The following is a 21,839-nucleotide window of genomic DNA, read 5'->3' as shown; positions in this document are numbered from 1 at the left end:
GTTGCGGCATACATGCTGGTATGACAGCACTTGTGGACCTCATGACGACAGCTGAACGCCCTCGGGCGGCCTTCACCGACCCTCGTGTGCGGTTGACGAAGTTCGGCCACCATCTCGGGGCCCGGATCGACGGCCTGCACCTGTCGGTCGACCTCGACGCGACGACCGTCGAGGAGCTCCGGCGGGCGGTCCTGACGCACAAGGTCGTCGTGGTCACCGGGCAGCACCACATCGACGACGACGGCCAGTACGCGTTCGCCTCGCGTCTGGGGATCCCGACGAAGGCCCACCCGACGGTGTTGTCGCGAGGTGAGGACCTGCTCCCGCTCGAGGGCGCCGCGAACTCCTGGCACACCGACGTCACGTTCGTCGACCGCGTCCCGAAGATGTCGGTGCTGCGCGCGGTCGTGCAGCCGGAGTACGGCGGCGCGACGATGTGGGCGTCGACGGTGGCGGCCTATGCCGGGCTCCCCGAGCCGCTGCGGGTGCTCGCGGACGCGCTGCGTGCGGTCCACACGAACGACTACGACTACGCCGAGCACCTCACCGTCGGCGACTCCAGCGATCCCGCCTACCGGGAGGAGTTCGGACGCACGGAGTTCCGCACCGAGCACCCGGTGGTTCGGGTCCACCCCGAGACCGGGGAGCGCGCGCTCATGCTCGGCCACTTCGTCGACGCGTTCGTCGGGCTGAAGACGTCGGAGTCGGCCGACGTCCTGCGTCTGCTGCAGGCGCGGATCGAGCGGCCGGACAACACGGTCCGGTGGGCGTGGTCGCCGGGTGACATCGCGATCTGGGACAACCGGTCGACGCAGCACTACGGTGTCGCCGACTTCGGCGGGGCCTACCGCCGAGTGAACCGGGTGACCCTCGCGGGAGACATCCCTGTCGGGGTCGACGGCAGGCGGTCGACGGTGCTCGCCGGTGACGCCTCGCACTACTCCGTGATCGACGATCCGCAGCCCGTGACCGACTTCGTCCCGGCGAGCGCGCGCAGCATCTCCGGTCTCGCGGGCTGAGGCGACAGACGCACCTCGCGGGGTGAGACGGTTCGCCTCGATCGACCTGTTCCCCGGAGTGGCTGTGGACCCGCTGCGTTAGTGTCGTTCGCCACAGGGGTTTCGACGGGGATGAGAGAGCGATGCGTGGTCCACGTGCCGCAGGGCCGGTGGCCGGGCAACGATCGGCCGTCGAGTCGGTGTCGCGCTTCACGATCGGTGCCGCATCCGCGAACTTCGCACTGCTCGCATACCTGACCCGGCTCTACACCGACAGCCCGGCGTGGCTGGACGCGATCGTGATCGTCCTCGGCACCATGGCCCTCGTCGCCGCGCCGATCTGGGCGAGCACCCGGTGGCTGCTCACCCCGTGGGGGATCCGAGGGTTCTTCCTCTTCGCCGACATCGGCACCTGTGTGGTGCTCACGTCGATCGAGCCCGTCGCCGACTCGGTGATCGGATGCGCGATGTTCGGCGTGATCGGGCTGATGGCCGTGTTCTTCCTGCCGCGGCGGTGGCTCATCGGTCACACACTGTTCGCCGCGCTGGTCACCCTCGGATTCTCGACCGCCGCGCTCGTCGACGGAGCCGGTGTCGTCTATGTCATCGTGCGCGCGGACGTGGTCCTCGCCGCGGTCGTCGGACCCATCCTCACCGTGGAACTCGCCTGGCGCACCATGCGCGAACGTGCGCTCCTCGCGTCGACCGATCCGCTGACCGGTGTGCGCAACCTGCGGGGGATGTGGCACGCGATGGTCCCGATGGTCGCCCGGTCGACCGAGACGGGGGAGTGTGTGGCGGTGGCCGTCGCCGACATCGACGGGTTCAAGGCCGTCAACGACGAATTCGGCCACGACGTGGGCGACGAGGTGATCCGGCACGTGGCGAGGGAGTTGACCGATCACGTCGGTGACCTCGGAGTCGTCGCCCGCAGCGGTGGGGAGGAGTTCACGATCGCGCTGATCCACCGGGATTCCGACGAGATCAGCCGCCGCGCCCGGGCGATCCCCACCCGGTTGTCGGGTGGCGAGCACGCGCCGACGGTGACGCTGAGCGTCGGCGTCACCTTCGTCGGCGGTGCGGACGCCGGGACACCCCGCGACACCGCCCGGGCCGCCCACCGCGCGGCGGACAAGGCGATGTACGAGCAGAAGCACGCCGGCGGCAACGGCGTCCGGGTCCTGCGATGACGCTGTTCGCGTCGGTGGTCGACGCCTCCGAGCGCGTGGGCGCGACCCGTTCCCGGAAGGCGAAGACGGCCGAACTCGCCGCGGTCCTCACCGCCGCCGGGTCCGACGAGGTCCTGCCGACTGTGGCATGGCTGGCCGGGGAACCCCGTCAGGGCCGGATCGGCATCGGGTGGCGCACGCTGTCCGCGGCGCGACCGGAGCCCGCCGGGGGACCCTCCCTCACGGTGGCCGAGGTCGACCGCGCACTCAGCGGGCTGACCACGATCGCGGGCAGCGGGTCGGCGCAGCGACGCAAGGACGCGTTGGCGGCCCTGCTGGGTGCCGCGACGGACGCCGAACAGCAGTTCCTGATCCGGCTCATCACCGGGGAACTGCGGCAGGGCGCGCTCGAGGGGGTGATGACCGAGGCGATCGCCGCCGCATCCGGTGTGGAGGCGCCGGTCGTACGCCGCGCGGTGATGCTCTCCGGTGACCTGGCCGCGACCGCCGCCGACGCGATGACCGGGGGTGCCTCCGCGCTGCGCGCCGTCGGGTTGCGTGTGGGGCGACCGATCCGCCCGATGCTGGCCTCGCCCGGGGCGACGATCGACGAGGCGCTGGCGTCACTCGGACCCGACGTCGTCGTCGAGTACAAGCTCGACGGTGCACGCATCCAGGTCCACCGCTCCGGTGACGAAGTCCTCGTCGTCACGCGGACCCTGCGCGACATCACCGCGTCGGTCCCGGAGCTCGTCGAGCTGGTCCGCGGACTGCCGTGCGAGTCGGTGGTCCTCGACGGGGAGACCCTCGCCCTGGCCGACTCGGGCCGACCGCGTCCGTTCCAGGAGACGATGAGTCGATTCGGGTCCGCAGAGGGCGAACTCCTGTTGTCGCCGTGGTTCTTCGACTGCCTGCATCTCGACGGCGTCGATCTGCTCGACGCCCCGCTCGAGGATCGGCTGGCGGCCCTCGACCGCGTCGCCGGAGCCCACCGGATCCCGTCGATTCTGCGTCCCACACCGGAACAGGCAGCGGCACATCTCGATTCGTCGCTCGCGGCCGGTCACGAGGGCGCGATGGTGAAGAGCCTGTCCTCCACCTACAGCGCAGGGCGGCGGGGGAAGAGCTGGCAGAAGATCAAGCCCGAACACACCCTCGACCTGGTGGTCCTGGCGTGCGAGTGGGGCAGCGGCCGGCGGTCGGGGTGGTTGTCGAACCTGCACCTCGGTGCACGGGATCCCGACGGGGGTCCGCCGATCATGGTCGGCAAGACCTTCAAGGGGCTCACCGACGAACTGCTGCGGTGGCAGACCGAGGAGTTCCCGCGGTACGAGACGCATCGCGACGCCCACGCCGTGTACCTGCGGCCCGAGATCGTCGTGGAGATCGAACTCGACGGTGCGCAGACGTCGTCGCGGTACCCCGGTGGGGTGGCGCTGCGGTTCGCGCGGGTCCTGCGGTATCGACCCGACAAGACCCCGGCCGAGGCCGACACCATCGACACCGTCCGGGACATGCGTCTCTGACGGCCGCCGATCACCGCAGGTGCAGCGGGACGCCCTCGTCGGAGAAGACGGTGACGATGTCGTCGAAGCGGTCCAGGCGCACACGCGAGGTCTCCGACTCCGCCCACTCGAACTCGAACGCCTCGTCGACCGGGGTGCCGAAACCGCCACGGAGACAGTCGGCCAGTGCGTCGAGGTTGGCTCCGAAGTACCCGCCGGGACCGTTGACGGCCCGACCGATCTCGTCGTAGAAGTCCTGGACGGACGAGATGGCCGAGCCGTCGATGCGATAGCGGATCACGAGGTGATGTCTACCGGATCAGCGGTTCGCGTCGCGGATCTCGCAGAACGAGCCGTAGTGGTCGCCGGTGTAGTAGTAGTGCGGCGGGCTGGTCAGCGGGGTCCCACCGGTGACGATCCGCCGGGTGCCGCGGGTGCTCGAGCCCGGGGTGATGACCGTGTACTCGTGGTAGTAGCCCGACGACGCCGACGGCAGGATGCCTTCGCGGTTGGAGAACACGACACCGTCGTTGTTCGGATACGGGAAAGGGCCGCCCGAGTGGATGAGGTCGACGGTGTCGGTCGCCTGCGACGGCAGGGACGACAGGTAGCAGGACGAGATGGCGGCGTCCGCGGTCGCGGGCGTCGCGAGAGCCAGTGCGCCGGTGGCGAACACCGCTGCCGCGGCGGCGGAGAAACGCATTTTCGTGAGCATGCGTAATGATTACCGGGTCTGTGTGTCCGCCCGGTCAACCGTGGGTGAACGACGGGTGAGCGTGTGTCAGCGACGATGGGCGGTGACGATCCGGACCTTGCGGATCATCGCCGAATACCGTTCGTCGGAGGTGATCCCGCTGCCGCGACCGTGCTCGCCGAGGACCGAGACCACCTGTTCGGACGTCGTCGCCCAGCCGTGGTCGTCGAGCCATGCCTGCACGTCGAACTCGCCGGTGTCGAGGAAGAGGTCCTCGACGGTCACGCCGAACCCGGAGGCGTCGACGTCGAAGTCGGACGGGTCGATGGGTCCACCGGTGGTGTCCAACTGCAGCACACTGCCGCTCGGTGCGACCGAGGTGATGGTCGACAACAGCCGTTCCTGGTCCGCGGGGTGGAGATACGGGAGCAGTCCCTCCGCGAGCCAGAAGGTGGGGACGTCGTCGGCGAAGCCGGCGTCACGCAGTGCGGAGAGCCAGTCGTCGCGGAGATCGCAGGCGACCGACACCCGCGAGGCCGACGAGCGTGCGCCGACGGAGGCGAGCACCTCGTCCTTGAAGCCCATCACCGCGGGTTGGTCGACCTCGAACACGGTGGTGCCCGGGGCCCAGGCGATCCGCGCGGCGCGCGCGTCGAGACCGCTGGCGAGAAGAACCAGCTGACGGCACCGATCGGTGTTCGCGGTGCGGATCTCGTCGTCGATGCGCAGCGTCCGCGCGGCCATCATGTCGGTGAGGAACTCCAGCGATCGCGACATGTCCGTGTCGTCGCGGGCGCGCTCGACGACCGCGTCGGGGGCGAGGTCGTCCTCACCGGCGGCCATCACGAGCGACTCCGCGAACGGGTCGTCGATCAGCGCGTCGTCGCGTCTGGTCTCCAGCGCCCGGCCGAGTGCCACCAGCAGTGCGGTCCGTCCCACGCTCGAGGTGATGGTCCACTGGTCGCCGTCGGAACGCTGATTTGTTCGCATACCTAAATGCTAGCGACGGGGTGGTGGCACCGCCACGTACGCGTTCGCGTCCAGGGCGCGGGCGTCGACGATGCGCGCGCCGAGGGGGAGCAGCGAGACGGGGACGAGCTTGAAGTTCGCGATCCCGAGCGGGATGCCGATGATCGTCAGGCAGAGCAGCGCGCCGGTGACGACATGGCCGATCGCGAGCCAGATGCCCGCGACGATCACCCAGATGATGTTGCCGATCGCCGACGCCACCCCGGCGTTCGGATCGCGGACCACCGATCGCCCGAACGGCCAGAGGGCGTAGGCGCCGATCCGGAACGCCGCGATCCCGAACGGGATCGTGATGATGAGGATGCAGCAGACGATCCCGGCCAGGAAGTAGCCGATCGCCATCCACAGTCCGCAGAGCACCAACCAGATGATGTTGAGAATCGTCCGCATCGGCACATTCTGCCCGGTCGTGATCGGACACGAGGGCGTGTCAGCCCGTGCTCTACGGTTCTCGCATGAGCAATCCTGTGACCTCCCTCGCGCGGGGTGTCGTGCGCACGGCGATGCAGCGGTCGCGCACACCCGCCGACCTCGTCTCGGCGCTGCCGACCGGGTCGCCGGCGGCACGCCTGCGCGGAGCCACCGTGCTGATCACCGGGTCGTCGTCGGGCATCGGCGCCGAGGCCGCCGAGAAGTTCGCCCGCCGCGGGGCCACGGTGTTGCTGGTCGCCCGTCGCGTCGAGGAACTCGACGAGGTGGTCGCCCGGATCCGTGCGGCCGGTGGTTCGGCGCATTCGTGCCCGGCGGACCTGTCCGACACCGATGACACCGCACGTCTCGTCGAGCAGGTGCTCTCCGAGCACGGATGTCCCGACGTGGTGGTCAACAACGCGGGCCGGTCCATCCGCCGTGATGTGCTCGACTCCACCGACCGCCTGCACGACTACCAGCGCACCATGGCGATCAACTACTTCGGCCCGGTCCAGCTCACGCTGGGCTTCCTCCCGGCGATGAAGGAGCGCGGCAGAGGCCACTTCATCAACGTCTCCACCTGGGGGATCCCGATGGGTGCGATGCCGAAGTTCTCCGCCTACGCCGGATCGAAGGCGGCGATCTCGGCGTTCGGTCGCAGTGTCGCCGCCGAGCTGCGCGGGACGGGGATCACGGTCAGCACCGTCTACTTCCCGCTGACCCGGACCCCGATGATCGCGCCCACCGACGAGTACCAGCGTGCCCCGGCCCTCACCGCGACCGAGGCCGCGGACTGGCTCGTGCACGCGGCCGTGCACCGCGAGCTCGAGATCATGCCGCGCGTCGCCCGGTTCCTGCGCCGGGTCGGTGCCGTCTCCTCCGACGTCGCCGACGGGTTGGTGGCGCGCAACGCCGTCTGAGCAGCGGCTGACGCCTGCTGTGGCGTAGGGCACAATGGGGGTCCCACGGGGAGCCCCGACACAGGTGACCGGCCACAGAGGAGGCGTCGATGTCCGCTGGCCACGACGCGCGCGACTCGTCCGTCCGGACCGCCTTCGAACGGCTCATCTCCGACGGCGACGCCCCCGCCGACGTGCGGTCGGTGGTGCGTGAATCGTGGCTGCGGTCGCTGCGCGGCGGTGTCGACCCGTCGTCGACCTCGACGGTCGACTCCGTCGTCGGTGTGGACGACTTCACCGGGTACCGCGCCGCGCACCCGATGACCGTGGTCCGGCCGATGGTCCGGTCGATGATGCTCGACGACATCGCCGGCACCGGTGTGGTGCTCGCCCTCACCGACGAGCACGGTCGGCTGCTCTGGGTCGAGGGCGACAACGACGCCCGCGACCGTGCCGCGGCGATCGACTTCGTCGAGGGTGCGGTGTGGGCGGAGGAGATCGTCGGGACCAACGCCCCCGGCGTGGCGTTGGCCGTCGACAGCGGCGTGCAGATCATCGGGGCCGAACACTTCGCCGCACCCGTCCAGCAGTGGAGTTGCGCGGCCGCGCCCGTGCACGACCCGGTCACCGGGCACGTCATCGGTGTCCTCGACGTGACCGGCGGCAACGCGGTCGCCGCGCCGTTCGCCCTGTCGGCGGTGCGATCGGTGGTCTCGGCCATCGAGCTGCACCTGCGGATGGGTGCCGTCGACCTGTCCGGGGCCGGTCGGTCGGCACCCTCGACCACCACGGCCACGGTGTCCGTCCTCCACGCCGACGGGCCACGGTGGATCTCGCGGGACGGCGTACCCCGTCGGTTGAGCCCGCGGCACGCGGAGATCCTGCTCCTGCTGGCCTGGCACCGCGACGGGCTGACCACCGAACAACTGGCGATGGAACTGTCCGAGGACGGTGTCGACGCGGTCACCGTTCGTGCCGAGATCTCCCGGCTCCGAAGGGATCTCGGCGCGGACGCCGTGTTGTCGCGGCCGTACCGCCTCGGTGTGCCCATCACCTGCGACCTCGCGGAGGTCCTCGAGCGGGCGCGCGGCGGCGACGTCGCCGCCGCGATCGCCGCATTCGGTCGCGGTGGACTCGCGGCCGACTCCCGCGCGCCCGGGGTCACCGCGATCTTCGAGGAGGTGCTGTCGGACCTCCGCGGCCTCGCCGGCACCGACGTCGCCGGGCTGCGCGCGTGGACGTCGTCCGTGCACGGTCGTGACGACTCGGTCGCCTGGCACGCGCTCGCGCAACGGGTGCCGTCCGACGCCGTCGAGGCCGCGCGTGCCCGGGGGCGTGCCGCGCTCGCCGATCGACGACTCGGGGTCCAGATCTAGCCGCTGTCTGCGATGGAACAGACCTGTTATTTTGTTCCAGTGATGGTGAGCAGTGCACTGAGCAGCCGGTTCCGCTGGACCGATCTGCCGTCGACCGTCCCCGAGGGCGTCGCCACCGACGAGATGCTCAGCCGTACCCCGGAGCAGGGGAGCCCGGCTCCGTGGCGGATCGCGGGCACCGGCGTCTGGTGGTCGACACGGGCCCACCGGGCCGATCGGGAACTGCTGCCGGCGTCACTGCGTCGAGGAGCGGTCCCGCTGTTGCGCGTCGGGTTCGCCGTCACCTACAGCGAGACCCCCGTGGGCGGATACCACGAACTCGGCGGCGCCATCCTCTATGCGCGTCTCGGCGGGATCTTCGGACACATCCCGTTCCTGCCCGTCGACTCCGCGGCCACCATGCGCGGTGGTCGGGAGAACTGGGCGCTGCCCAAGGTCCTCGCGGACTTCACCGGCGATCCCGCCGCCGACACCACGGTGACCGCGTCCGGCTCCGGGCCCGACGGTGACTGGTCCGTGGCGATCACCGCCGACACCGCGGGGGCGTCGAAGCAGGTCCGCATCCCGCAGGCGGCCACCGGGTCGATCGCGACCCGACTGATCTCCGCGGTGTCCGGACTCGAGCAGGTCGACGCCGACGGGGTCTGCGGCCGAACGGGATTCGCCGACCTCGGCGCTATGTCCCTGACGACGACGCCCACCCGCATCCGACTGTCGACGTCGGGCAGCCCGCGGTTGCGGCAGCTGTTCGCCGACCGCAGTCACAAGGGCGGGACCATCGACTACTCGGGCGTCACACTCGCCGCGCCGCGGATCCGCTGACGCGGCCTCAGCTGTAGCTCTGGGCGAGCTTGGTGAGGGTGTTGCTGATGCCCTCGCCGTTCTTCTTGTCGTACCCGGTGATCTCGAGGAACTTCGGCGACTTGGCGCTCGTGTAGTCGAAGGTCTCGGTCACCTCGGTGACACCGGGCGCGGTCTCGTGGAAGTCCCAGCGCCACTTGTGGCCCATCGGATGCTGCCACTCGACGGTCTGCCCGTCGACGATCTCGGTCGCGGTCGACTTGATGACGTAGGGCACGCCGAACTGCTTCATCCCGACGCTGAACTTGTCACCGGTGGACAGCTTCTCGGGGCCCTTCACCGTCGAGTCCCGCACGGTGCCCGATCCGTCCAGTTCGTGATGACGGTGCGGGTTCGCGGCGAGAGCGAACAGATCGGCGGCGGGGGCGTTGACGGTGACGCGGCGGGCGACCTTCCGCGGGCCGGCCTCGACGGTGCTCACTGCAGGTTGGCTCATGTCCCCAACGTACGCGGACCAGCCCATTCCCCCGCTGCAACGGGCCTGCAACGTTCGCTGCGTAGCGTTTGTGGTGCACATCACAAACCATCAGGGCAGTGAGGGAGAACAACCAATGCCGGTTTTCGCCAACCCGGGCACCGAGGGTGCCGTCATGTCGTTCGAGTCGCGGTACGACAACTGGATCGGCGGGAAGTGGGTCCCGCCGGTGAAGGGTCAGTACTTCGAGAACCCGTCGCCGGTCAACGGCAAGACGTTCTGCGAGGTCGCGCGGTCGACCGCCGAGGACATCGACCTCGCGCTCGACGCCGCACACGCCGCTGCGCCGGCCTGGGGCAAGACCGCCCCCGCCGAGCGCGCGCAGGTGCTGCTCCGCATCGCCGACCGGATGGAGCAGAACCTCGACAAGATCGCCGTCGCGGAGTCGTGGGAGAACGGCAAGGCCGTCCGTGAGACGCTCGCCGCCGACATCCCGCTCGCGATCGATCACTTCCGCTACTTCGCCGGCGCCATCCGCGCGCAGGAGGGGTCGCTGTCGCAGATCGACGAGGACACCGTCGCGTACCACTTCCACGAGCCGCTCGGCGTCGTCGGACAGATCATCCCGTGGAACTTCCCCATCCTCATGGCGGTGTGGAAGTTGGCCCCGGCGCTCGCCGCGGGCAACGCGGTGGTGCTCAAGCCCGCCGAGCAGACCCCGGCGTCGATCCTCTACCTGATGAGCCTCATCTCCGACGTGCTGCCCGACGGTGTGATCAACATCGTCAACGGCTTCGGCGTCGAGGCCGGCAAGCCGCTCGCGTCGAGCAACCGCATCCGCAAGATCGCCTTCACCGGAGAGACCACCACCGGCCGGCTGATCATGCAGTACGCGTCGGAGAACCTCATCCCCGTCACGCTCGAGCTCGGCGGCAAGAGCCCGAACATCTTCTTCGACGACGTCATGTCGGCCGACGACGGTTTCCGCGACCGCGCGTTGGAGGGCTTCACCATGTTCGCCCTCAACCAGGGCGAGGTGTGCACCTGCCCGAGCCGTGCGCTGGTGCAGAAGTCGATCTACTCCGACTTCGTCGACCTCGCCGTCAAGCGCGTCGAGCAGATCAAGCAGGGCAACCCCCTCGACACCGACACGATGATGGGTGCGCAGGCGTCGAACGACCAGTTCGAGAAGATCACCTCGTACCTCAACATCGGTCGTGAGGAGGGCGCGAAGGTCCTCACCGGTGGTGAACCCGCGCAGCTCGACGGCGACCTCGCGGGCGGCTACTACATCAAGCCGACCGTCTTCGAGGGCAGCAACTCGATGCGCATCTTCCAGGAGGAGATCTTCGGACCGGTGCTCGCGCTGACGTCGTTCTCCGATTACGACGACGCCATGACGATCGCCAACGACACGCTGTACGGCCTCGGCGCCGGGGTGTGGTCGCGCGACGGTGCCCGCGCGTACCGGGCCGGCCGCGACATCCAGGCGGGTCGTGTGTGGACGAACACCTATCACGACTACCCGGCCCACGCGGCGTTCGGCGGCTACAAGCAGTCGGGCATCGGCCGGGAGAACCACGCGATGATGCTCGACCACTACCAGCAGACGAAGAACCTGCTCGTCGGGTACGCGCAGAACGCGAAGGGCTTCTTCTGATCACGCAGGCGCCTCCGCGAGCGATCGCGCTGGACTCCGCCGTGCAGCTCCTGACGAAGCTGTCGGAGCTGCACGGCGGCCTCATGATCCACCAGTCCGGCGGATGCTGCGACGGATCGGCGCCGATGTGCTACCCGGTCGGTGACTACCGGGTCGGCCAGCGTGACGTGCTGCTCGGTGAGATCGAGTTGCCCGAACCCCTTCCCGCGGTGCGGGTGTGGATCAACGGCGATCAGTTCGAGTTGTGGAAGCACACACAACTGATCCTCGACGTCGTCCCCGGGCGCGGTGCGGGTTTCAGCCTGGAGGCACCCGAGGGCGTGCGGTTCCTCTCGCGGTCACGGGCTTTCAGCGCGGAGGAGAACACCGCCCTGGACGCCGAGACGCCGAAGAAGGGGTCGGACTTCTTCTGACGGTCATCCCTGGGTGGTCGGGCGGATGGTCAGATCGCCGATCTCGACCTCCCAGGGCTGGTCGACGACGAACTCGACCGCGCGGGCGACGTCGTCGGGGTCGAGCCCGAACGTGGCTGCCCGCGCGGCGATGTCGCCGCGGATCGTGTCGTCGGTGATGGACTCGCTGAAGTCGGTCCGGACGAAGCCGGGGGAGATCGACGAGGTCTTGAGCACCCCGTCGGTGGACTCCTGACGCACTGCCTCGAGGATGGTCCGGACGGCGTTCTTCGTCCCCGCGTACACACCCATCGTCGGGACGATGGCGATACCCGCGGTCGAGAGCACCGTCACCAGGTGCCCGCGCCCCTGCGCGGTGAACACCGGCAGGGCCGCGTCGATCCCGTGCAGGACGCCCCGCAGGTTGACATCGATCATCGCGTCCCAGTCCTGTGTTCGGCGGGCGTCCATCCGCGAGATGGGACCGATCCCGGCGTTCGACACCAGGACGTCCAGCCGGCCGAGACGATCGACCGCGGTGCCGACCAGGGCACGCAGGTCGTCAGCCGAGGTGACGTCCACGGGGACCGCCTCCGCGCGGCCGCCGCCGTCCCGGATGTCCTGCGCGACCGCCTCGAGGCGGTCGATTCGTCGTGCGCCGAGTACGACGGCCGCACCCGCGCGTGCCAGGCGCCGCGCCGTGGCCTCACCTATGCCCGTCCCTGCTCCCGTCACGGCCACGACCTGCTCTGTCAGCGCTGCCACGGTGTTGCCCTCTCGTCGACAAGCGGACACACTGTCCGCATCACTCGAGACTAAGCGGACAGACTGTCCGCTTGCAAGGGGAGGGTTCTGTCGTGCGCAGCGACGCCGAACGCAATCGTGCGGACATCGTGGACGCCGCCCGCCGGATGCTGGTGGAGACGGGGGACGTGACGCCGAGCCGCGTCGCCCGACAGGCCGGTGTCGGACAGGGAACCCTCTACCGCCACTTCGCCGACCGGGAGTCGTTGATCGGCGCGGTCTACGCGAGCGAGATCGACGACCTCACCGCGGCCGCGCGGACCCTGGCCTCGGAGAGGTCGCCTGTCGACGCCCTGCGCGCATGGCTGGTCCGGCTGGCGGACTACGCCGTGGTGAAGCGGGGCGTCATGACGGCCGTGTCGGCGTCGACGTGGTCGGACGTGTCCTCGGCGACTCACGGTCTGCTCGGTGACGCCGTGTCCGAACTGCTCCACGCCGGTCGGGTCTCCGGAGACCTGCGGGACGACGTCGACGCCCGTGACGTCATCCTGCTCGTGTGGTTCCTGAGTCGGATCGGGCCCGACGAGTGGGAGGAGCGTGTACCGCGGTTGCTCGACGTGCTCGTGAACGGCCTGCGCAGCCCGGGGTCTGCGACGTCCCCCACGATCTAGGGTGGATCGGGGCCGACTCGGGGCCCGCGGTCGAGAGGATTCACACATGGCGTCGCTACGGGGCAAGGTCGTTCTCATCACGGGTGCGGCCCGCGGGATCGGATGCGAGACGGCACGAGCGGTGGTGAAGCGCGGCGGCAAGGTGGTCATCGCCGACATCGAGGAGAGCACCCTCGCGCTGCTCGCCGACGAGTTGGGTGACTCCGCCGTGAGCGCCGTCGCCGACGTGACCGACCTCGCCAGCATGCAGGCCGCCGTGGACGCCGGCGTCGCGAAGTTCGGTGGGATCGACATGGTGCTGGCCAACGCCGGCATCGCGTCCTACGGCTCCGTCCTGCACGTCGACCCGATCGCGTTCCGCCGCGTCGTCGACATCAACGTCACCGGCGTGTTCCACACCGTGCGTGCCGCGCTGCCGTCGCTGATCGAGCGCAAGGGGTATGTGCTGGTCGTGTCGTCGCTGGCCGCGTTCACCCCGGCACCCGGCCTCGCCGCCTACAACGCGAGCAAGGCGGGCGCCGAGATGTTCGCCAGCGCACTGCGTCTCGAGGTCAAGCACCTCGGCGTCGACGTCGGGTCCGCCCACATGTCGTGGATCGACACCCCGCTGGTCCAGGACGCGAAGAAGGACCTGTCGGCGTTCGCGGAGATGCTCTCGAACCTGCCGGGCCCGCTCAGCCAGACCACCACCGTCGACAAGTGTGTCGACGCGTTCATCGCGGGACTGGAGAAGCGCAAGCGGCGCGTGTACGTCCCCGGCTGGGTCGGTGCGATCGGGACGCTGCGGTCGGTCATCACCTCGAAGGTCGGGGAGCAGTCGTCGCTGCAGCAGGCGCCGCACATCATCCCCAAGATGGACGCCGAGGTCGCCGCGTTGGGCCGGTCGACCAGTGCGCGCAACATCGAGTCAGGCGCCGTCGTCGAGTCCGAGCACTGACCCGTCCCCGTCGCTGCGCCGCGCCACCGCGATCGCAGCCACGCAACAGGCGACGAGGATGAGGACCGCGACCACGGTCTGCGACGTCGCCGGCGTCTCTCCGGTGATGCCGTCGAACGCCGGTCCGTCGCTCAGCGGTGTGTACGAGGTCCAGCCGAAGTCGGTGCCGGTCGACGACGGCAACAGGGTGAGTACCCCGACGGCGCCGACGACGACGGCCTGATCCGGCTCGGTCGACACGACCGCGGCCGCGACGGCGATCGTGAGGACGACCGGAACGCCGAACGCTCCCACCAGAGCGGGTGTCGCCGACCAGAACCCGTCGGTGATGAACTGCGTCGCCGTGCACGCGGTCAGGATCGCCACGGCGATCGGTACCCCGCGTGCCCGATCGGCCGGCGGTGAACGCCGGATGACGACGACGGTGAGCGCCGCGGCGACGGTCACGAGGACTGCTGTCACCAGGGCCACGGTCGCGCCGGACGTCGTGGTGCCGTCGGCCGCGATCGCCACGACGCTTGCGGCCGCCGCGACCCAGAGGAGTCGTCCGGGTCCTCGGAGGCCGACGGCGAGAACCAGCACGATCCCGACGGCCACGTAGCCACCGTCGAAGGTGTGCAGGCCGGTGGTCTCGGTGTCCGTCACGGTGTCCGACAGGAATCGCAGGAACCACCAGTGGGTGAGTACGCCGACGAGCACGATCCCGGCGGCCCCCACGATCCCGGCGCGTGATGGGGTGGTGATCTCGTCGCGCCACGCGCGCATGCGCCCAGCGACCAGCGCCGCGACGGCGAAGACCGCCAGGAGGCACGCGCCGAGGTCGACGAGAGTGCTGTCCCCGACGAGCCAGACACTCGGGGACGGGATGTAGTCGGCGTAGCGACGGTTGTCCGTCGGGAGCCCTGCACGCAGTCCGGCGAGCATTGGCGCAACGAGAATCCCGGTGACCGCTCCGATCACCACCGCGAGGCCGGCGGCGCGGCCGGTCCTCGTGCGGCTCACCTGGATCGCCGAGCCGAGCAGCAGACCGGCGGCCACGGCGGTGAGGATCCGCGGGGGCGCGCTGCCGATGGCGATGACGAGGATGCCGTGAGGAACATCCCGGCGGCCGCCGCTGCGACGGCCAGTGCTCCGACGACGAGTCGGTCACGCATCGGGGGCCCGCCGTCGGAGGACGCGCAGCGCGATCACACAGATGACGAGCGAGACCACGGCGGGCACGACGTATTCCGCTGCAAGAGAGACGCTCTGCGGCACGGTGTACCGGCCGGTGTCGAATGACCGGGAACCGTCGCCGAAGCCGGCCACGACGAACACGACCACCCGCGGCGAGGTGACCCACAGAGCTGCCGAGGTGAGGGCAACAGCGACCACCTCGGGTGGAACGGTCCGGCGGCGGCGGATCTCACCCGTCAGCGCGGCGATGACGACGACGGGCACGACGAACAGGGCGAGGACGGAGAAGGTGCGCGTGAGCGGGCCGCCCGTGATCAACCACGTCGCCGCGCACGGGATGAGCAGTGCGACGAGCAGTTCGGGCCGATCAGTTCGACGGCCGACCGCGACGCCGAGCGCAGCGAGTGGGATCAGGGCGAGAAGCCATGTCAGGCCGGGGATGTAGCTCAGGTCGGCGGAGTGGAGCACGGCCCACGCCGCGGCGATCGTCAGGAGGGATGATCCGCCACGATCGCGCAGCACCAGCGCAGCGGCGATCACCGCGGGGACCAGCACCCATCCCCAGCACCAGCCCCTGATCGGCATGGCCGCCTCGAACCAGATCGCGAGCAGCCACGCGACTGCGGTCACCCCCAGACAGATCGCCACGCCGAGGGGATGCCGACGCGGGCCCACCGGGTTGCCCTCGGATGCCAGGGCCGCCGGCACCAGTGCGACGGCAGCGATCGCCGCGAGGACGATCCCCACAGACCGGGTGTCGACGACGTGGTCGGGCGCGGGCCCCCTGAGGACCAGTTCGAACGGGTGACGCAGGGGTCGGGAGATCACGACACCGACGACCGATCCCGCGGCGAGCGCAGTCGTCAGCAGATCGGAACGGTGCGTCACCCATCCGACCAGGCCGCCCAGAGCGAGGCCGGCAAGGGCGGAGATCCCGATCGCCGCCGACGGCGACACGATCGCGGCGTCCACGGTCACGCAGACGCCGACGAGTCCGATCATCGCGACGCCCGCCGACATGCGCCGGGAGCGCTCCGCGAGCGCAGCCGCCACGAGGACGGCCACGACGACACCGATCGCCGTCGCCGTCTCGGGTGCGTGGGTGATGACCGTGGTGGTGGACTCGTCGTCGCCGACGAACCCACGCCCCGTCGACAGGCTCAGGAGGGTTGCAGCGCCGCCCGCCGCCGCCGCGACACCCGACAGAACCGCGAGAATCCGCGACCGGTCCACGCCACCCCCTTGATCGTTACCAGGAGCAACGTATCCGATCCGTACGGGCGAACCGGACGAAACGCGCGCGACGATTCTCCACCCGGCCTCCACCCAGGGGCCGATCCGCGGCAGGCCGCCGCCGACGACTCTGAGATGCATGCCCCGAGAGGCGGGGCGGATGCGAACTGGAGGACTTCCGATGCTCGTGAACATCGTTGTGGGACTGATCGTCGTCGGCGTGATCCTGGTGCGTCAGATGGCGCCGCGGGCGGTCAAGGCCTCGCCGAAGGCCGCGCTGATCATCAGCGTGATCGGCCTCGTGTCCGCCGCACAGTTCGTCGACCACCATCACCTGTCGGCCGTGGCGCTCGCGACGATGGCCGTCTCGGCGCTGCTCGGCATCGCGATCGCCGCGGGGCGCGGCTTCACCGTCCGCATCTGGCGGGACACCGACGGTGTCCTGATGTCGCGCGGGACCGTCGCGACCCTCGTCCTGTGGATCGTCGGTCTGGGGGCGCACGTCGGACTCGACCTGCTCGCCGGTCACGGCATCGGGTCGTCGACACTCGTCCTCTACATCGGCACGATGCTGCTCGCGCAGCAGCTGGTCGTGCAGTGGCGGGCCCGGTCGCTCACCACCACCCCGATGAAGCAGACGGTGTCAGCGCTCCACGGGTGAGCGACGCGTCCGGGCGATGACGGTGGTGGCCAGCACGACGGCCACCACCGTCAAGCTGCCGGTGTAGACGACGATCCCGGCCCACCCGAACCCGCTGAACGCGACACCGCCCAGCGCACCGAGCACCGAGCTGCCGAGGTAGTAGCCGAACAGGTAGAGCGACGACGCCTCCGCGCGGTGGGCGCTCGCCCGGGCACCGACCCAGCCGCTCGCCGTCGAGTGGGCGCCGAAGAACCCGCCGGTGAACAACAGGACACCGAGCAGTGTCGACGGGAGCCAGTCCGGCAGGGTGATCACCAACCCGAAGGCCATCACCGAGATCGACACGGCGAGAACACGTCCCCGCCCCACCCGGTCGGACATGCGCCCGGCCCAGGTGGAGGAGAACGTCCCCGCGAGGTACATCACGAACACGACACCGACGAGGCCCTGCGGCAGCGAGAACGGTGCGGCGAGCAGTCGGAACGACAGGAAGTTGTAGACGGTGACGAACCCGCCCATCAGCAGGAACGCGAGCCCGAACAGGCAGAGCATCGAGATGTCCCGCAGGTGGCCGGCGAGGTTGGCGGCGACGGCACGGAACGCGATCGGCTGCGGGGCGAAGTTGCGTGACGCGGGTACCAACCGGATGAAGACCAGCGCGAAGGTCAGCGAGACCAGGCAGGCGATCTCGAGTGCCCACCGCCAGTCGACGACGTCGGCGGCCACGCTCGGCACCAGCCGCCCGGTGAGCCCCCCGATCGTCGTCCCGGACACGTAGTAGCCCATCGCCTTGCCGAGCGAGGCCCCGTCGATCTCCTCGGCGAGGTAGGCCATGGCCACGGCGGGCACGCCCGCACAGAGGATCCCGACGACGGCACGACCGGCCAACAGCACCTCGATGGACGGCGACCACGGCAGCGCGAGACCCAGCAGCGACGCCGCGACCGCCGAGACGACCATGACCTTGATGCGTCCGAACCGCTCCGACAGGACACTCACCGGGATGATCGCGAACGCGAGGAAACCGGTGGTGAGCGAGACCGTGAGCGCCGACGTCGTGGGCGAGACACCGAAGTGGTCGGCGATCACGGGGAGCATCGCCTGCACGTGGTACATCGCCATGAACGCCGCCATCCCCGCGGCGAACATGGCGACGGTCGCGTTGCGGAACGGTCGTGATCCGGCCACGTGACCCGTCGTTCCGGCGGGCGGGGAGCCGAGTCGGTCGCGTGTCGTGGTCACGTGCTTCACGGTCTCACCGCCCGCCGGCGATCAGAAATGAATCTTTCCGAGCATCGTGATGCACTGAGCGCATAATCGCTGCATGCGGTCGGAGATGGACTGGTTCGTCGAACTCGCCGAAGCGGAGAACGTCACCGCGGCGGCCGGTGCGCTGCACCTCTCACAACCGACCCTGTCGCGGATGCTGGGCCGTCTGGAGCGAGATCTGGGCACGCCGCTGTTCGACCGGGCGGGGCGGCGGCTGGTGTTGAACGACCGCGGCCGTGTCTACCTCGACCACTGCCGACGGGCCCGGGCCGAGATGGACTCCGGCCGTGCCGCGGTGCGGGCACTGGTGGACCCCGTGGAGGGCACGGTGCGGCTGGCGTTCCTGCACTCGTTCGGGATCCGGCTCGTGCCCGAGCTGATCGGCGGGTTCCGACGGCAGGCACGGGTGTCCTTCACGCTGTTCCAGGATGCGGCCGAGGTGGTGGCCGATCGGGTCCGCTCCGGCGACGCCGACCTCGCGATCGTCTCGCCCAGGCCGACCGGCACAGACCTGGTGTGGGCGTCGTTGCTGACGCAGCGCCTCGGCCTCGCCGTCCCCGCCGACCATCACCTCGCCGACCGTGCGGAGGTCTCGCTGGCGGAGGTCGCCGGCGAACCGTTCGTGGCGATGGAGGCCGGGTTCGGGATGCGGCGGATCCTCGACGAGCTCTGTGCCGCGGAGGACTTCCGCCCCGACATCACCTTCGAGACCACCGAACTGGGCACCATCGCGGGTCTCGTCGGCGCGGGCCTCGGGGTGGCCGTGATGCCGATCGAGCACCCCGGACCCCCGGCCGGCGACGTGGTCCTCGTCCCGCTCGCGGGGTCGCAGACGACCCGCGAGATCGTCCTCGTCTGGCGCCGGGACCGCCCGCTCGTCGGCGCGGCGGCCCGGTTCCGTGACTTCGTCGTCGAGCGACGAGGATGATCGGGCGCATGGACGTTTTCCGCACCCCGGACGACCGTTTCTCCGACCTGCCCGGCTGGGACTTCCCGCCGCGGTACGTCGACGTCGACGGCCTCCGCATCCACCACATCGACGTCGCCCCCGACGGGCCCCCGACGGGCGGGCCCGTGGTGTTGTTCCACGGTGAGCCGACGTGGTCGTACCTGTACCGCCGGATGATCCGTCCGCTCGCAGCCGCCGGCCGACGCGTGATCGCCTACGACCACGCCGGATTCGGGCGATCCGACAAGCCGACCGACCGCGACTGGTACACCTTCGACCGGCACTCCGCGATCGCCGACTCCGTGCTCGACCACCTCGCTGTCGACGACGCGACGGTCGTCGTGCAGGACTGGGGCGGACCGATCGGACTGCGCTGGGCCACCGAGCATCCCGACCGTGTCTCGCGCCTGGTCGTGATGAACACCGGGCTCTTCAGCGGCCGGGTGAGCCGGGGGTTCCTCGCGTGGCGGGAGTTCGCGGCGAGCAACCCCGACCTCCCGGTCGGTCAGATCATCCAGGGCGCCACGGTGACCGACGTACCGGCCGAGGTCATCGCCGCCTACGATGCGCCGTTCCCGACGGTGGAGTCGAAAGCCGGTGCGGCACAGTTCCCGCTGCTGGTCCCGGTCGACGCCGCCGACCCGGGAGCGGACGTGCTGCGTGATGTCGCCGACGTGCTGTCCCGCTGGGAGAAGCCGGCGTTGCTCGCCTTCTCCGACAGCGATCCGGTGTTCCCGCACCCGAAGTCGGGGCAGGTGTTCACCGATCTCATCCCCACGGCGGGGGAGCAGGTGACGATTCCCGGTGCCGCCCACTTCCTGCAGGAGGATGCGGGCGAGGCCATCGCGGAGCACATCGTGGAGTTCCTCGGCCGCTCGTCGTAGATCAGCCGCGGGCGATCCCCGAGCGGTAGGCGAGGGCGACGGCCTGGGCGCGGTCGCGGACGTCGAGTTTGGCGAAGGCGTTGTTGATGTGTGTCTTCACCGTCGACTCGGAGACGAACAGCGCGGCGGCGATCTCCCGGTTGCTCAGGCCGTCGGCCATGTGCACCAGCACCTCCCGTTCGCGCGCGGTCAACGCTCCCACCCCGACGACGTCGGATCCGGGCGCCGGTGGCGCGGATGACGACGGGCGCATGGCGGCGACGAGGCGCTGCTGGACCGACCGGTCGAGGACGGACTGCCCCGCGGCGGCGGCCCGGATCGCCGCGGCCAACTCGTGACGGTCGGCGTCCTTGGTGAGGTAACCGACGGCACCGGCGTCGAGAGCGGCGAACACCGAGGCGTCGTCGTCGAATGTCGTCAACACCACCACGGGCAGGCCCGGCCTGGACTCGCCGATCTGCCGGGTGGCGGCCGCTCCGTCGACGCCGGGCATCCGGAGGTCGGTGAGCACGACGTCCGGCACGGTCTGCTCGACGAGCGCGACCAGTTCCGCGCCGTCTGCCGCCGTGCCGACGACCTCGATGTCGGCCTGCAGGTCCAGCATCGCCGCCACGGCATCCCGGATGATCGCCTGATCGTCGGCCACCACCACACGGATCGTCCCGGTCATGTCGTCACCTCCACGTGCACCATCCAACCGCCTGTCGGGTCGTCGGGGTCGCGCGGACCGACGTGCAACGTCGCACCGATCTGTCGCGCACGCTCATGCATCCCCCGGAGACCGACTCCGGCGCCGTCGACGAAAGACGACGCCCCCGCCGGGGTGTCGTTGCCGACCGTCACCGTGACCACGGAGGGTGCGAACGCCAGGTCGATGTGCGCCGGGGACGACGGTGCGTGGCGCCGCGCGTTGGTGAGCGCCTCGGCGACGATCCGCGACAGTTCGGCGACGACGTCGCCGTCGACCGGCCGGGGACTGCCGGTGATCTCGATGGTCTCGTCGGTGGCGGCGACGAGGGGCCGCAGCGCGCCGACGAGGCCACCGGACTCGTCGCGCAGGGCGTAGACGGCGCGACGGGCGTCGGCGAGACCGTCGGTGACGATCGATCGTGCGGACGCCACCGCGGCCCGCGCCTCGGTGTCGCGACCGTCCTCCATCAGCGCCTCGGCCAGGTTGAGCTGCATGTTGACCCCGGACAGCGAGTGGGCGAGGACGTCATGGATCTCGCGGGCGACGCGGGCGCGTTCGGCGAGCACCTGGGCGCGCGCCTCCGACGCGATGGCGCGGTCGGTCTGCTCGACCTTCTCCTGCATCAGGGTGAGCGTGCGCACGCGATCTCTGCGCGACATCCCGACGAGGACGGCCAGACCGAGCACGACCACCCATGCGTAGCGGGCGTCCCCGAAGCGGGTGACCATCGCGACCGCGGCCGTGAGCGACGCGACGACCGCGACGACGACGGCCCTGCGGGTCTCGAACATGAACCCCGAGGCCCCCGCGACGACCGGGGCGAACGCGGGCGCCACACCGGTGGGCGCGGTCGCGAACAGCAGCCCTGCCGCGACAGCCCCCACGAGCATGACGACGAACCACATGCCCAGGCGGACCGCGGGCGGACGGACCAGACGCAGCAGCAGGACGACCGACACCACGGCGAGGAGGGTCAGCGCGGCGATGCGGGTGTCGCCGTCGACCTGGCGCGGCACGGTCGCCCACGCCCAGACCACCAGCGCCGGGTTCAGCAGTGCGAAGAAGCGGCTCGGTGCGTCGTCGCCGTACTCCCCGAAGTCCCGTCGCGCGAGGTCGGGCAACCCGGCGAGGAGTGTGCGCGGCGACGGCATGGCTCGACGATGCCACCCCCGGCGCCCCGGTGCGTCCACCCCCGGGTGGAGCGCGGTTCCACCCGGGATCGACTCACGGGCC

24 protein-coding genes are annotated in these 21,839 nt (G+C 70.2%); 13 read left to right on the top strand and 11 right to left on the bottom strand.

Translation table 11 applies throughout. The annotated features are described in order from the left end of the window. The first annotated feature begins 20 nt into the window (after positions 1-20). The 3 genes from ACXVUM_RS07065 (at position 21) to ACXVUM_RS07055 (ending at position 3,693) form a co-directional block, all read left to right on the top strand. Entirely contained in the window at positions 21-1,019 is a 999-nt protein-coding gene (locus ACXVUM_RS07065) for a TauD/TfdA dioxygenase family protein (RefSeq protein WP_458521122.1), read from the top strand. A gap of 122 nt (positions 1,020-1,141) precedes the next feature. Continuing rightward, the gene (locus tag ACXVUM_RS07060) at positions 1,142-2,188 is read left to right on the top strand and encodes a diguanylate cyclase (RefSeq protein WP_458521121.1); all 1,047 of its coding nucleotides are present in this window, start codon (positions 1,142-1,144) and stop codon (positions 2,186-2,188) included. Beyond that, positions 2,185-3,693: an ATP-dependent DNA ligase gene (locus ACXVUM_RS07055; protein WP_458521120.1), complete on the top strand. Its 1,509-nt coding sequence runs from the start codon at positions 2,185-2,187 to the stop codon at positions 3,691-3,693. Before ACXVUM_RS07060 ends, ACXVUM_RS07055 begins: the two co-directional genes overlap by 4 nt. Before the next feature lie 10 nt (positions 3,694-3,703). Here the strand turns inward: ACXVUM_RS07055 and ACXVUM_RS07050 are convergent, their stop codons facing one another. From ACXVUM_RS07050 to ACXVUM_RS07035, 4 genes are all read right to left on the bottom strand, one after another. Next, entirely contained in the window at positions 3,704-3,973 is a 270-nt protein-coding gene (locus tag ACXVUM_RS07050) for a barstar family protein (RefSeq protein ID WP_458521119.1), read from the bottom strand. Positions 3,974-3,991: 18 nt separating this feature from the next. Continuing rightward, positions 3,992-4,375: a ribonuclease domain-containing protein gene (locus ACXVUM_RS07045; RefSeq protein ID WP_458521118.1), complete on the bottom strand. Its 384-nt coding sequence runs from the start codon at positions 4,373-4,375 to the stop codon at positions 3,992-3,994. Positions 4,376-4,453: 78 nt separating this feature from the next. Next, positions 4,454-5,356: an SAM-dependent methyltransferase gene (locus ACXVUM_RS07040; protein ID WP_458521117.1), complete on the bottom strand. Its 903-nt coding sequence runs from the start codon at positions 5,354-5,356 to the stop codon at positions 4,454-4,456. A 9-nt stretch (positions 5,357-5,365) separates the two neighbouring features. Further along, positions 5,366-5,785: a YccF domain-containing protein gene (locus ACXVUM_RS07035; RefSeq protein WP_458521116.1), complete on the bottom strand. Its 420-nt coding sequence runs from the start codon at positions 5,783-5,785 to the stop codon at positions 5,366-5,368. Positions 5,786-5,850: 65 nt separating this feature from the next. Between ACXVUM_RS07035 and ACXVUM_RS07030 the strand changes: the two genes are divergently transcribed. The 3 genes from ACXVUM_RS07030 (at position 5,851) to ACXVUM_RS07020 (ending at position 8,903) form a co-directional block, all read left to right on the top strand. Then, positions 5,851-6,726, top strand: coding sequence for an SDR family NAD(P)-dependent oxidoreductase (locus tag ACXVUM_RS07030; RefSeq protein WP_458521115.1), 876 nt, complete (start codon positions 5,851-5,853; stop codon positions 6,724-6,726). Positions 6,727-6,815: 89 nt separating this feature from the next. After that, complete coding sequence (locus tag ACXVUM_RS07025; RefSeq protein WP_458521114.1) at positions 6,816-8,081, top strand: GAF domain-containing protein; 1,266 nt, start codon at positions 6,816-6,818, stop codon at positions 8,079-8,081. 42 nt (positions 8,082-8,123) lie between these two features. After that, positions 8,124-8,903 carry an acetoacetate decarboxylase family protein gene (locus tag ACXVUM_RS07020; protein ID WP_458521113.1) on the top strand — a complete coding sequence of 260 codons (780 nt, stop codon included), beginning with the start codon at positions 8,124-8,126 and terminating at the stop codon, positions 8,901-8,903. Positions 8,904-8,910: 7 nt separating this feature from the next. Here ACXVUM_RS07020 and ACXVUM_RS07015 read toward each other — a convergent pair whose 3' ends face one another. Continuing rightward, a complete protein-coding gene (locus ACXVUM_RS07015; RefSeq protein WP_458521112.1) occupies positions 8,911-9,378 on the bottom strand; it encodes an SRPBCC family protein in 468 nt (155 codons plus the stop codon). Positions 9,379-9,493: 115 nt separating this feature from the next. Between ACXVUM_RS07015 and exaC the strand changes: the two genes are divergently transcribed. Together exaC and ACXVUM_RS07005 are read left to right on the top strand one after the other, a co-directional pair. Beyond that, positions 9,494-11,017, top strand: coding sequence for an acetaldehyde dehydrogenase ExaC (exaC, locus tag ACXVUM_RS07010; protein ID WP_458521111.1), 1,524 nt, complete (start codon positions 9,494-9,496; stop codon positions 11,015-11,017). Next, entirely contained in the window at positions 11,014-11,430 is a 417-nt protein-coding gene (locus ACXVUM_RS07005; RefSeq protein ID WP_458522809.1) for a DUF779 domain-containing protein, read from the top strand. The genes exaC and ACXVUM_RS07005 overlap by 4 nt, the downstream gene beginning before the upstream one ends. Before the next feature lie 3 nt (positions 11,431-11,433). Here the strand turns inward: ACXVUM_RS07005 and ACXVUM_RS07000 are convergent, their stop codons facing one another. Then, positions 11,434-12,174, bottom strand: a complete 741-nt coding sequence (locus ACXVUM_RS07000) for an SDR family oxidoreductase (protein ID WP_458521110.1) — start codon at positions 12,172-12,174, stop codon at positions 11,434-11,436. Between the two features lie 92 nt (positions 12,175-12,266). Here ACXVUM_RS07000 and ACXVUM_RS06995 point away from each other — a divergent pair, with 92 nt between their 5' ends. Both ACXVUM_RS06995 and ACXVUM_RS06990 read left to right on the top strand, forming a co-directional pair. Beyond that, positions 12,267-12,824, top strand: a complete 558-nt coding sequence (locus ACXVUM_RS06995) for a TetR/AcrR family transcriptional regulator (protein ID WP_458521109.1) — start codon at positions 12,267-12,269, stop codon at positions 12,822-12,824. A 46-nt stretch (positions 12,825-12,870) separates the two neighbouring features. Next, entirely contained in the window at positions 12,871-13,761 is an 891-nt protein-coding gene (locus ACXVUM_RS06990; RefSeq protein ID WP_458521108.1) for an SDR family oxidoreductase, read from the top strand. Here the strand turns inward: ACXVUM_RS06990 and ACXVUM_RS06985 are convergent. Both ACXVUM_RS06985 and ACXVUM_RS06980 read right to left on the bottom strand, forming a co-directional pair. Next, positions 13,732-14,799, bottom strand: coding sequence for a hypothetical protein (locus ACXVUM_RS06985; RefSeq protein ID WP_458521107.1), 1,068 nt, complete (start codon positions 14,797-14,799; stop codon positions 13,732-13,734). The genes ACXVUM_RS06990 and ACXVUM_RS06985 overlap by 30 nt on opposite strands. Positions 14,800-14,907: 108 nt before the next feature. Continuing rightward, complete coding sequence (locus tag ACXVUM_RS06980) at positions 14,908-16,170, bottom strand: hypothetical protein (RefSeq protein WP_458521106.1); 1,263 nt, start codon at positions 16,168-16,170, stop codon at positions 14,908-14,910. Between the two features lie 181 nt (positions 16,171-16,351). Between ACXVUM_RS06980 and ACXVUM_RS06975 the strand changes: the two genes are divergently transcribed. Further along, positions 16,352-16,831 (top strand): hypothetical protein, encoded by a 480-nt coding sequence (locus tag ACXVUM_RS06975; RefSeq protein ID WP_458521105.1) that lies wholly within the window; start codon positions 16,352-16,354, stop codon positions 16,829-16,831. On the opposite strand, the gene ACXVUM_RS06970 is transcribed toward ACXVUM_RS06975, so the two are convergent. Further along, the gene (locus ACXVUM_RS06970) at positions 16,814-18,055 is read right to left on the bottom strand and encodes an MFS transporter (protein WP_458521104.1); all 1,242 of its coding nucleotides are present in this window, start codon (positions 18,053-18,055) and stop codon (positions 16,814-16,816) included. The two genes, ACXVUM_RS06975 and ACXVUM_RS06970, sit on opposite strands and share 18 nt — an antisense overlap. An 82-nt stretch (positions 18,056-18,137) precedes the next feature. Here ACXVUM_RS06970 and ACXVUM_RS06965 point away from each other — a divergent pair, with 82 nt between their 5' ends. Both ACXVUM_RS06965 and ACXVUM_RS06960 read left to right on the top strand, forming a co-directional pair. Beyond that, positions 18,138-19,010, top strand: a complete 873-nt coding sequence (locus ACXVUM_RS06965; protein WP_458521103.1) for a LysR family transcriptional regulator — start codon at positions 18,138-18,140, stop codon at positions 19,008-19,010. A gap of 8 nt (positions 19,011-19,018) precedes the next feature. Further along, positions 19,019-19,915 (top strand): haloalkane dehalogenase, encoded by an 897-nt coding sequence (locus ACXVUM_RS06960; protein ID WP_458521102.1) that lies wholly within the window; start codon positions 19,019-19,021, stop codon positions 19,913-19,915. A gap of 1 nt (position 19,916) precedes the next feature. Here the strand turns inward: ACXVUM_RS06960 and ACXVUM_RS06955 are convergent, their stop codons facing one another. Both ACXVUM_RS06955 and ACXVUM_RS06950 read right to left on the bottom strand, forming a co-directional pair. Continuing rightward, positions 19,917-20,585 (bottom strand): response regulator transcription factor, encoded by a 669-nt coding sequence (locus ACXVUM_RS06955; RefSeq protein WP_458521101.1) that lies wholly within the window; start codon positions 20,583-20,585, stop codon positions 19,917-19,919. Further along, positions 20,582-21,757, bottom strand: coding sequence for a sensor histidine kinase (locus ACXVUM_RS06950; RefSeq protein WP_458521100.1), 1,176 nt, complete (start codon positions 21,755-21,757; stop codon positions 20,582-20,584). The genes ACXVUM_RS06955 and ACXVUM_RS06950 overlap by 4 nt, the downstream gene beginning before the upstream one ends. Between the last annotated feature and the right edge of the window lie 82 nt (positions 21,758-21,839).

The sequence above is a fragment of the Williamsia sp. SKLECPSW1 genome, assembly GCF_054332755.1.
This window is presented reverse-complemented; position numbering and strand designations above follow the sequence as displayed.

What these genes read in the sequence shown, in the direction of transcription:
- ACXVUM_RS07065 (WP_458521122.1), top strand. Translation starts at nt 21, where the DNA reads ATGACAGCACTTGTGGACCTCATGACGACAGCTGAACGCCCTCGGGCG.
- ACXVUM_RS07060 (WP_458521121.1), top strand. Translation starts at nt 1,142, where the DNA reads ATGCGTGGTCCACGTGCCGCAGGGCCGGTGGCCGGGCAACGATCGGCC.
- ACXVUM_RS07055 (WP_458521120.1), top strand. Translation starts at nt 2,185, where the DNA reads ATGACGCTGTTCGCGTCGGTGGTCGACGCCTCCGAGCGCGTGGGCGCG.
- ACXVUM_RS07045 (WP_458521118.1), bottom strand. Translation starts at nt 4,375, where the DNA reads ATGCGTTTCTCCGCCGCCGCGGCAGCGGTGTTCGCCACCGGCGCACTG.
- ACXVUM_RS07040 (WP_458521117.1), bottom strand. Translation starts at nt 5,356, where the DNA reads ATGCGAACAAATCAGCGTTCCGACGGCGACCAGTGGACCATCACCTCG.
- ACXVUM_RS07035 (WP_458521116.1), bottom strand. Translation starts at nt 5,785, where the DNA reads ATGCGGACGATTCTCAACATCATCTGGTTGGTGCTCTGCGGACTGTGG.
- ACXVUM_RS07030 (WP_458521115.1), top strand. Translation starts at nt 5,851, where the DNA reads ATGAGCAATCCTGTGACCTCCCTCGCGCGGGGTGTCGTGCGCACGGCG.
- ACXVUM_RS07025 (WP_458521114.1), top strand. Translation starts at nt 6,816, where the DNA reads ATGTCCGCTGGCCACGACGCGCGCGACTCGTCCGTCCGGACCGCCTTC.
- ACXVUM_RS07020 (WP_458521113.1), top strand. Translation starts at nt 8,124, where the DNA reads ATGGTGAGCAGTGCACTGAGCAGCCGGTTCCGCTGGACCGATCTGCCG.
- ACXVUM_RS07015 (WP_458521112.1), bottom strand. Translation starts at nt 9,378, where the DNA reads ATGAGCCAACCTGCAGTGAGCACCGTCGAGGCCGGCCCGCGGAAGGTC.
- exaC (WP_458521111.1), top strand. Translation starts at nt 9,494, where the DNA reads ATGCCGGTTTTCGCCAACCCGGGCACCGAGGGTGCCGTCATGTCGTTC.
- ACXVUM_RS06990 (WP_458521108.1), top strand. Translation starts at nt 12,871, where the DNA reads ATGGCGTCGCTACGGGGCAAGGTCGTTCTCATCACGGGTGCGGCCCGC.
- ACXVUM_RS06975 (WP_458521105.1), top strand. Translation starts at nt 16,352, where the DNA reads ATGCTCGTGAACATCGTTGTGGGACTGATCGTCGTCGGCGTGATCCTG.
- ACXVUM_RS06965 (WP_458521103.1), top strand. Translation starts at nt 18,138, where the DNA reads ATGCGGTCGGAGATGGACTGGTTCGTCGAACTCGCCGAAGCGGAGAAC.
- ACXVUM_RS06960 (WP_458521102.1), top strand. Translation starts at nt 19,019, where the DNA reads ATGGACGTTTTCCGCACCCCGGACGACCGTTTCTCCGACCTGCCCGGC.
- ACXVUM_RS06955 (WP_458521101.1), bottom strand. Translation starts at nt 20,585, where the DNA reads ATGACCGGGACGATCCGTGTGGTGGTGGCCGACGATCAGGCGATCATC.
- ACXVUM_RS06950 (WP_458521100.1), bottom strand. Translation starts at nt 21,757, where the DNA reads ATGCCGTCGCCGCGCACACTCCTCGCCGGGTTGCCCGACCTCGCGCGA.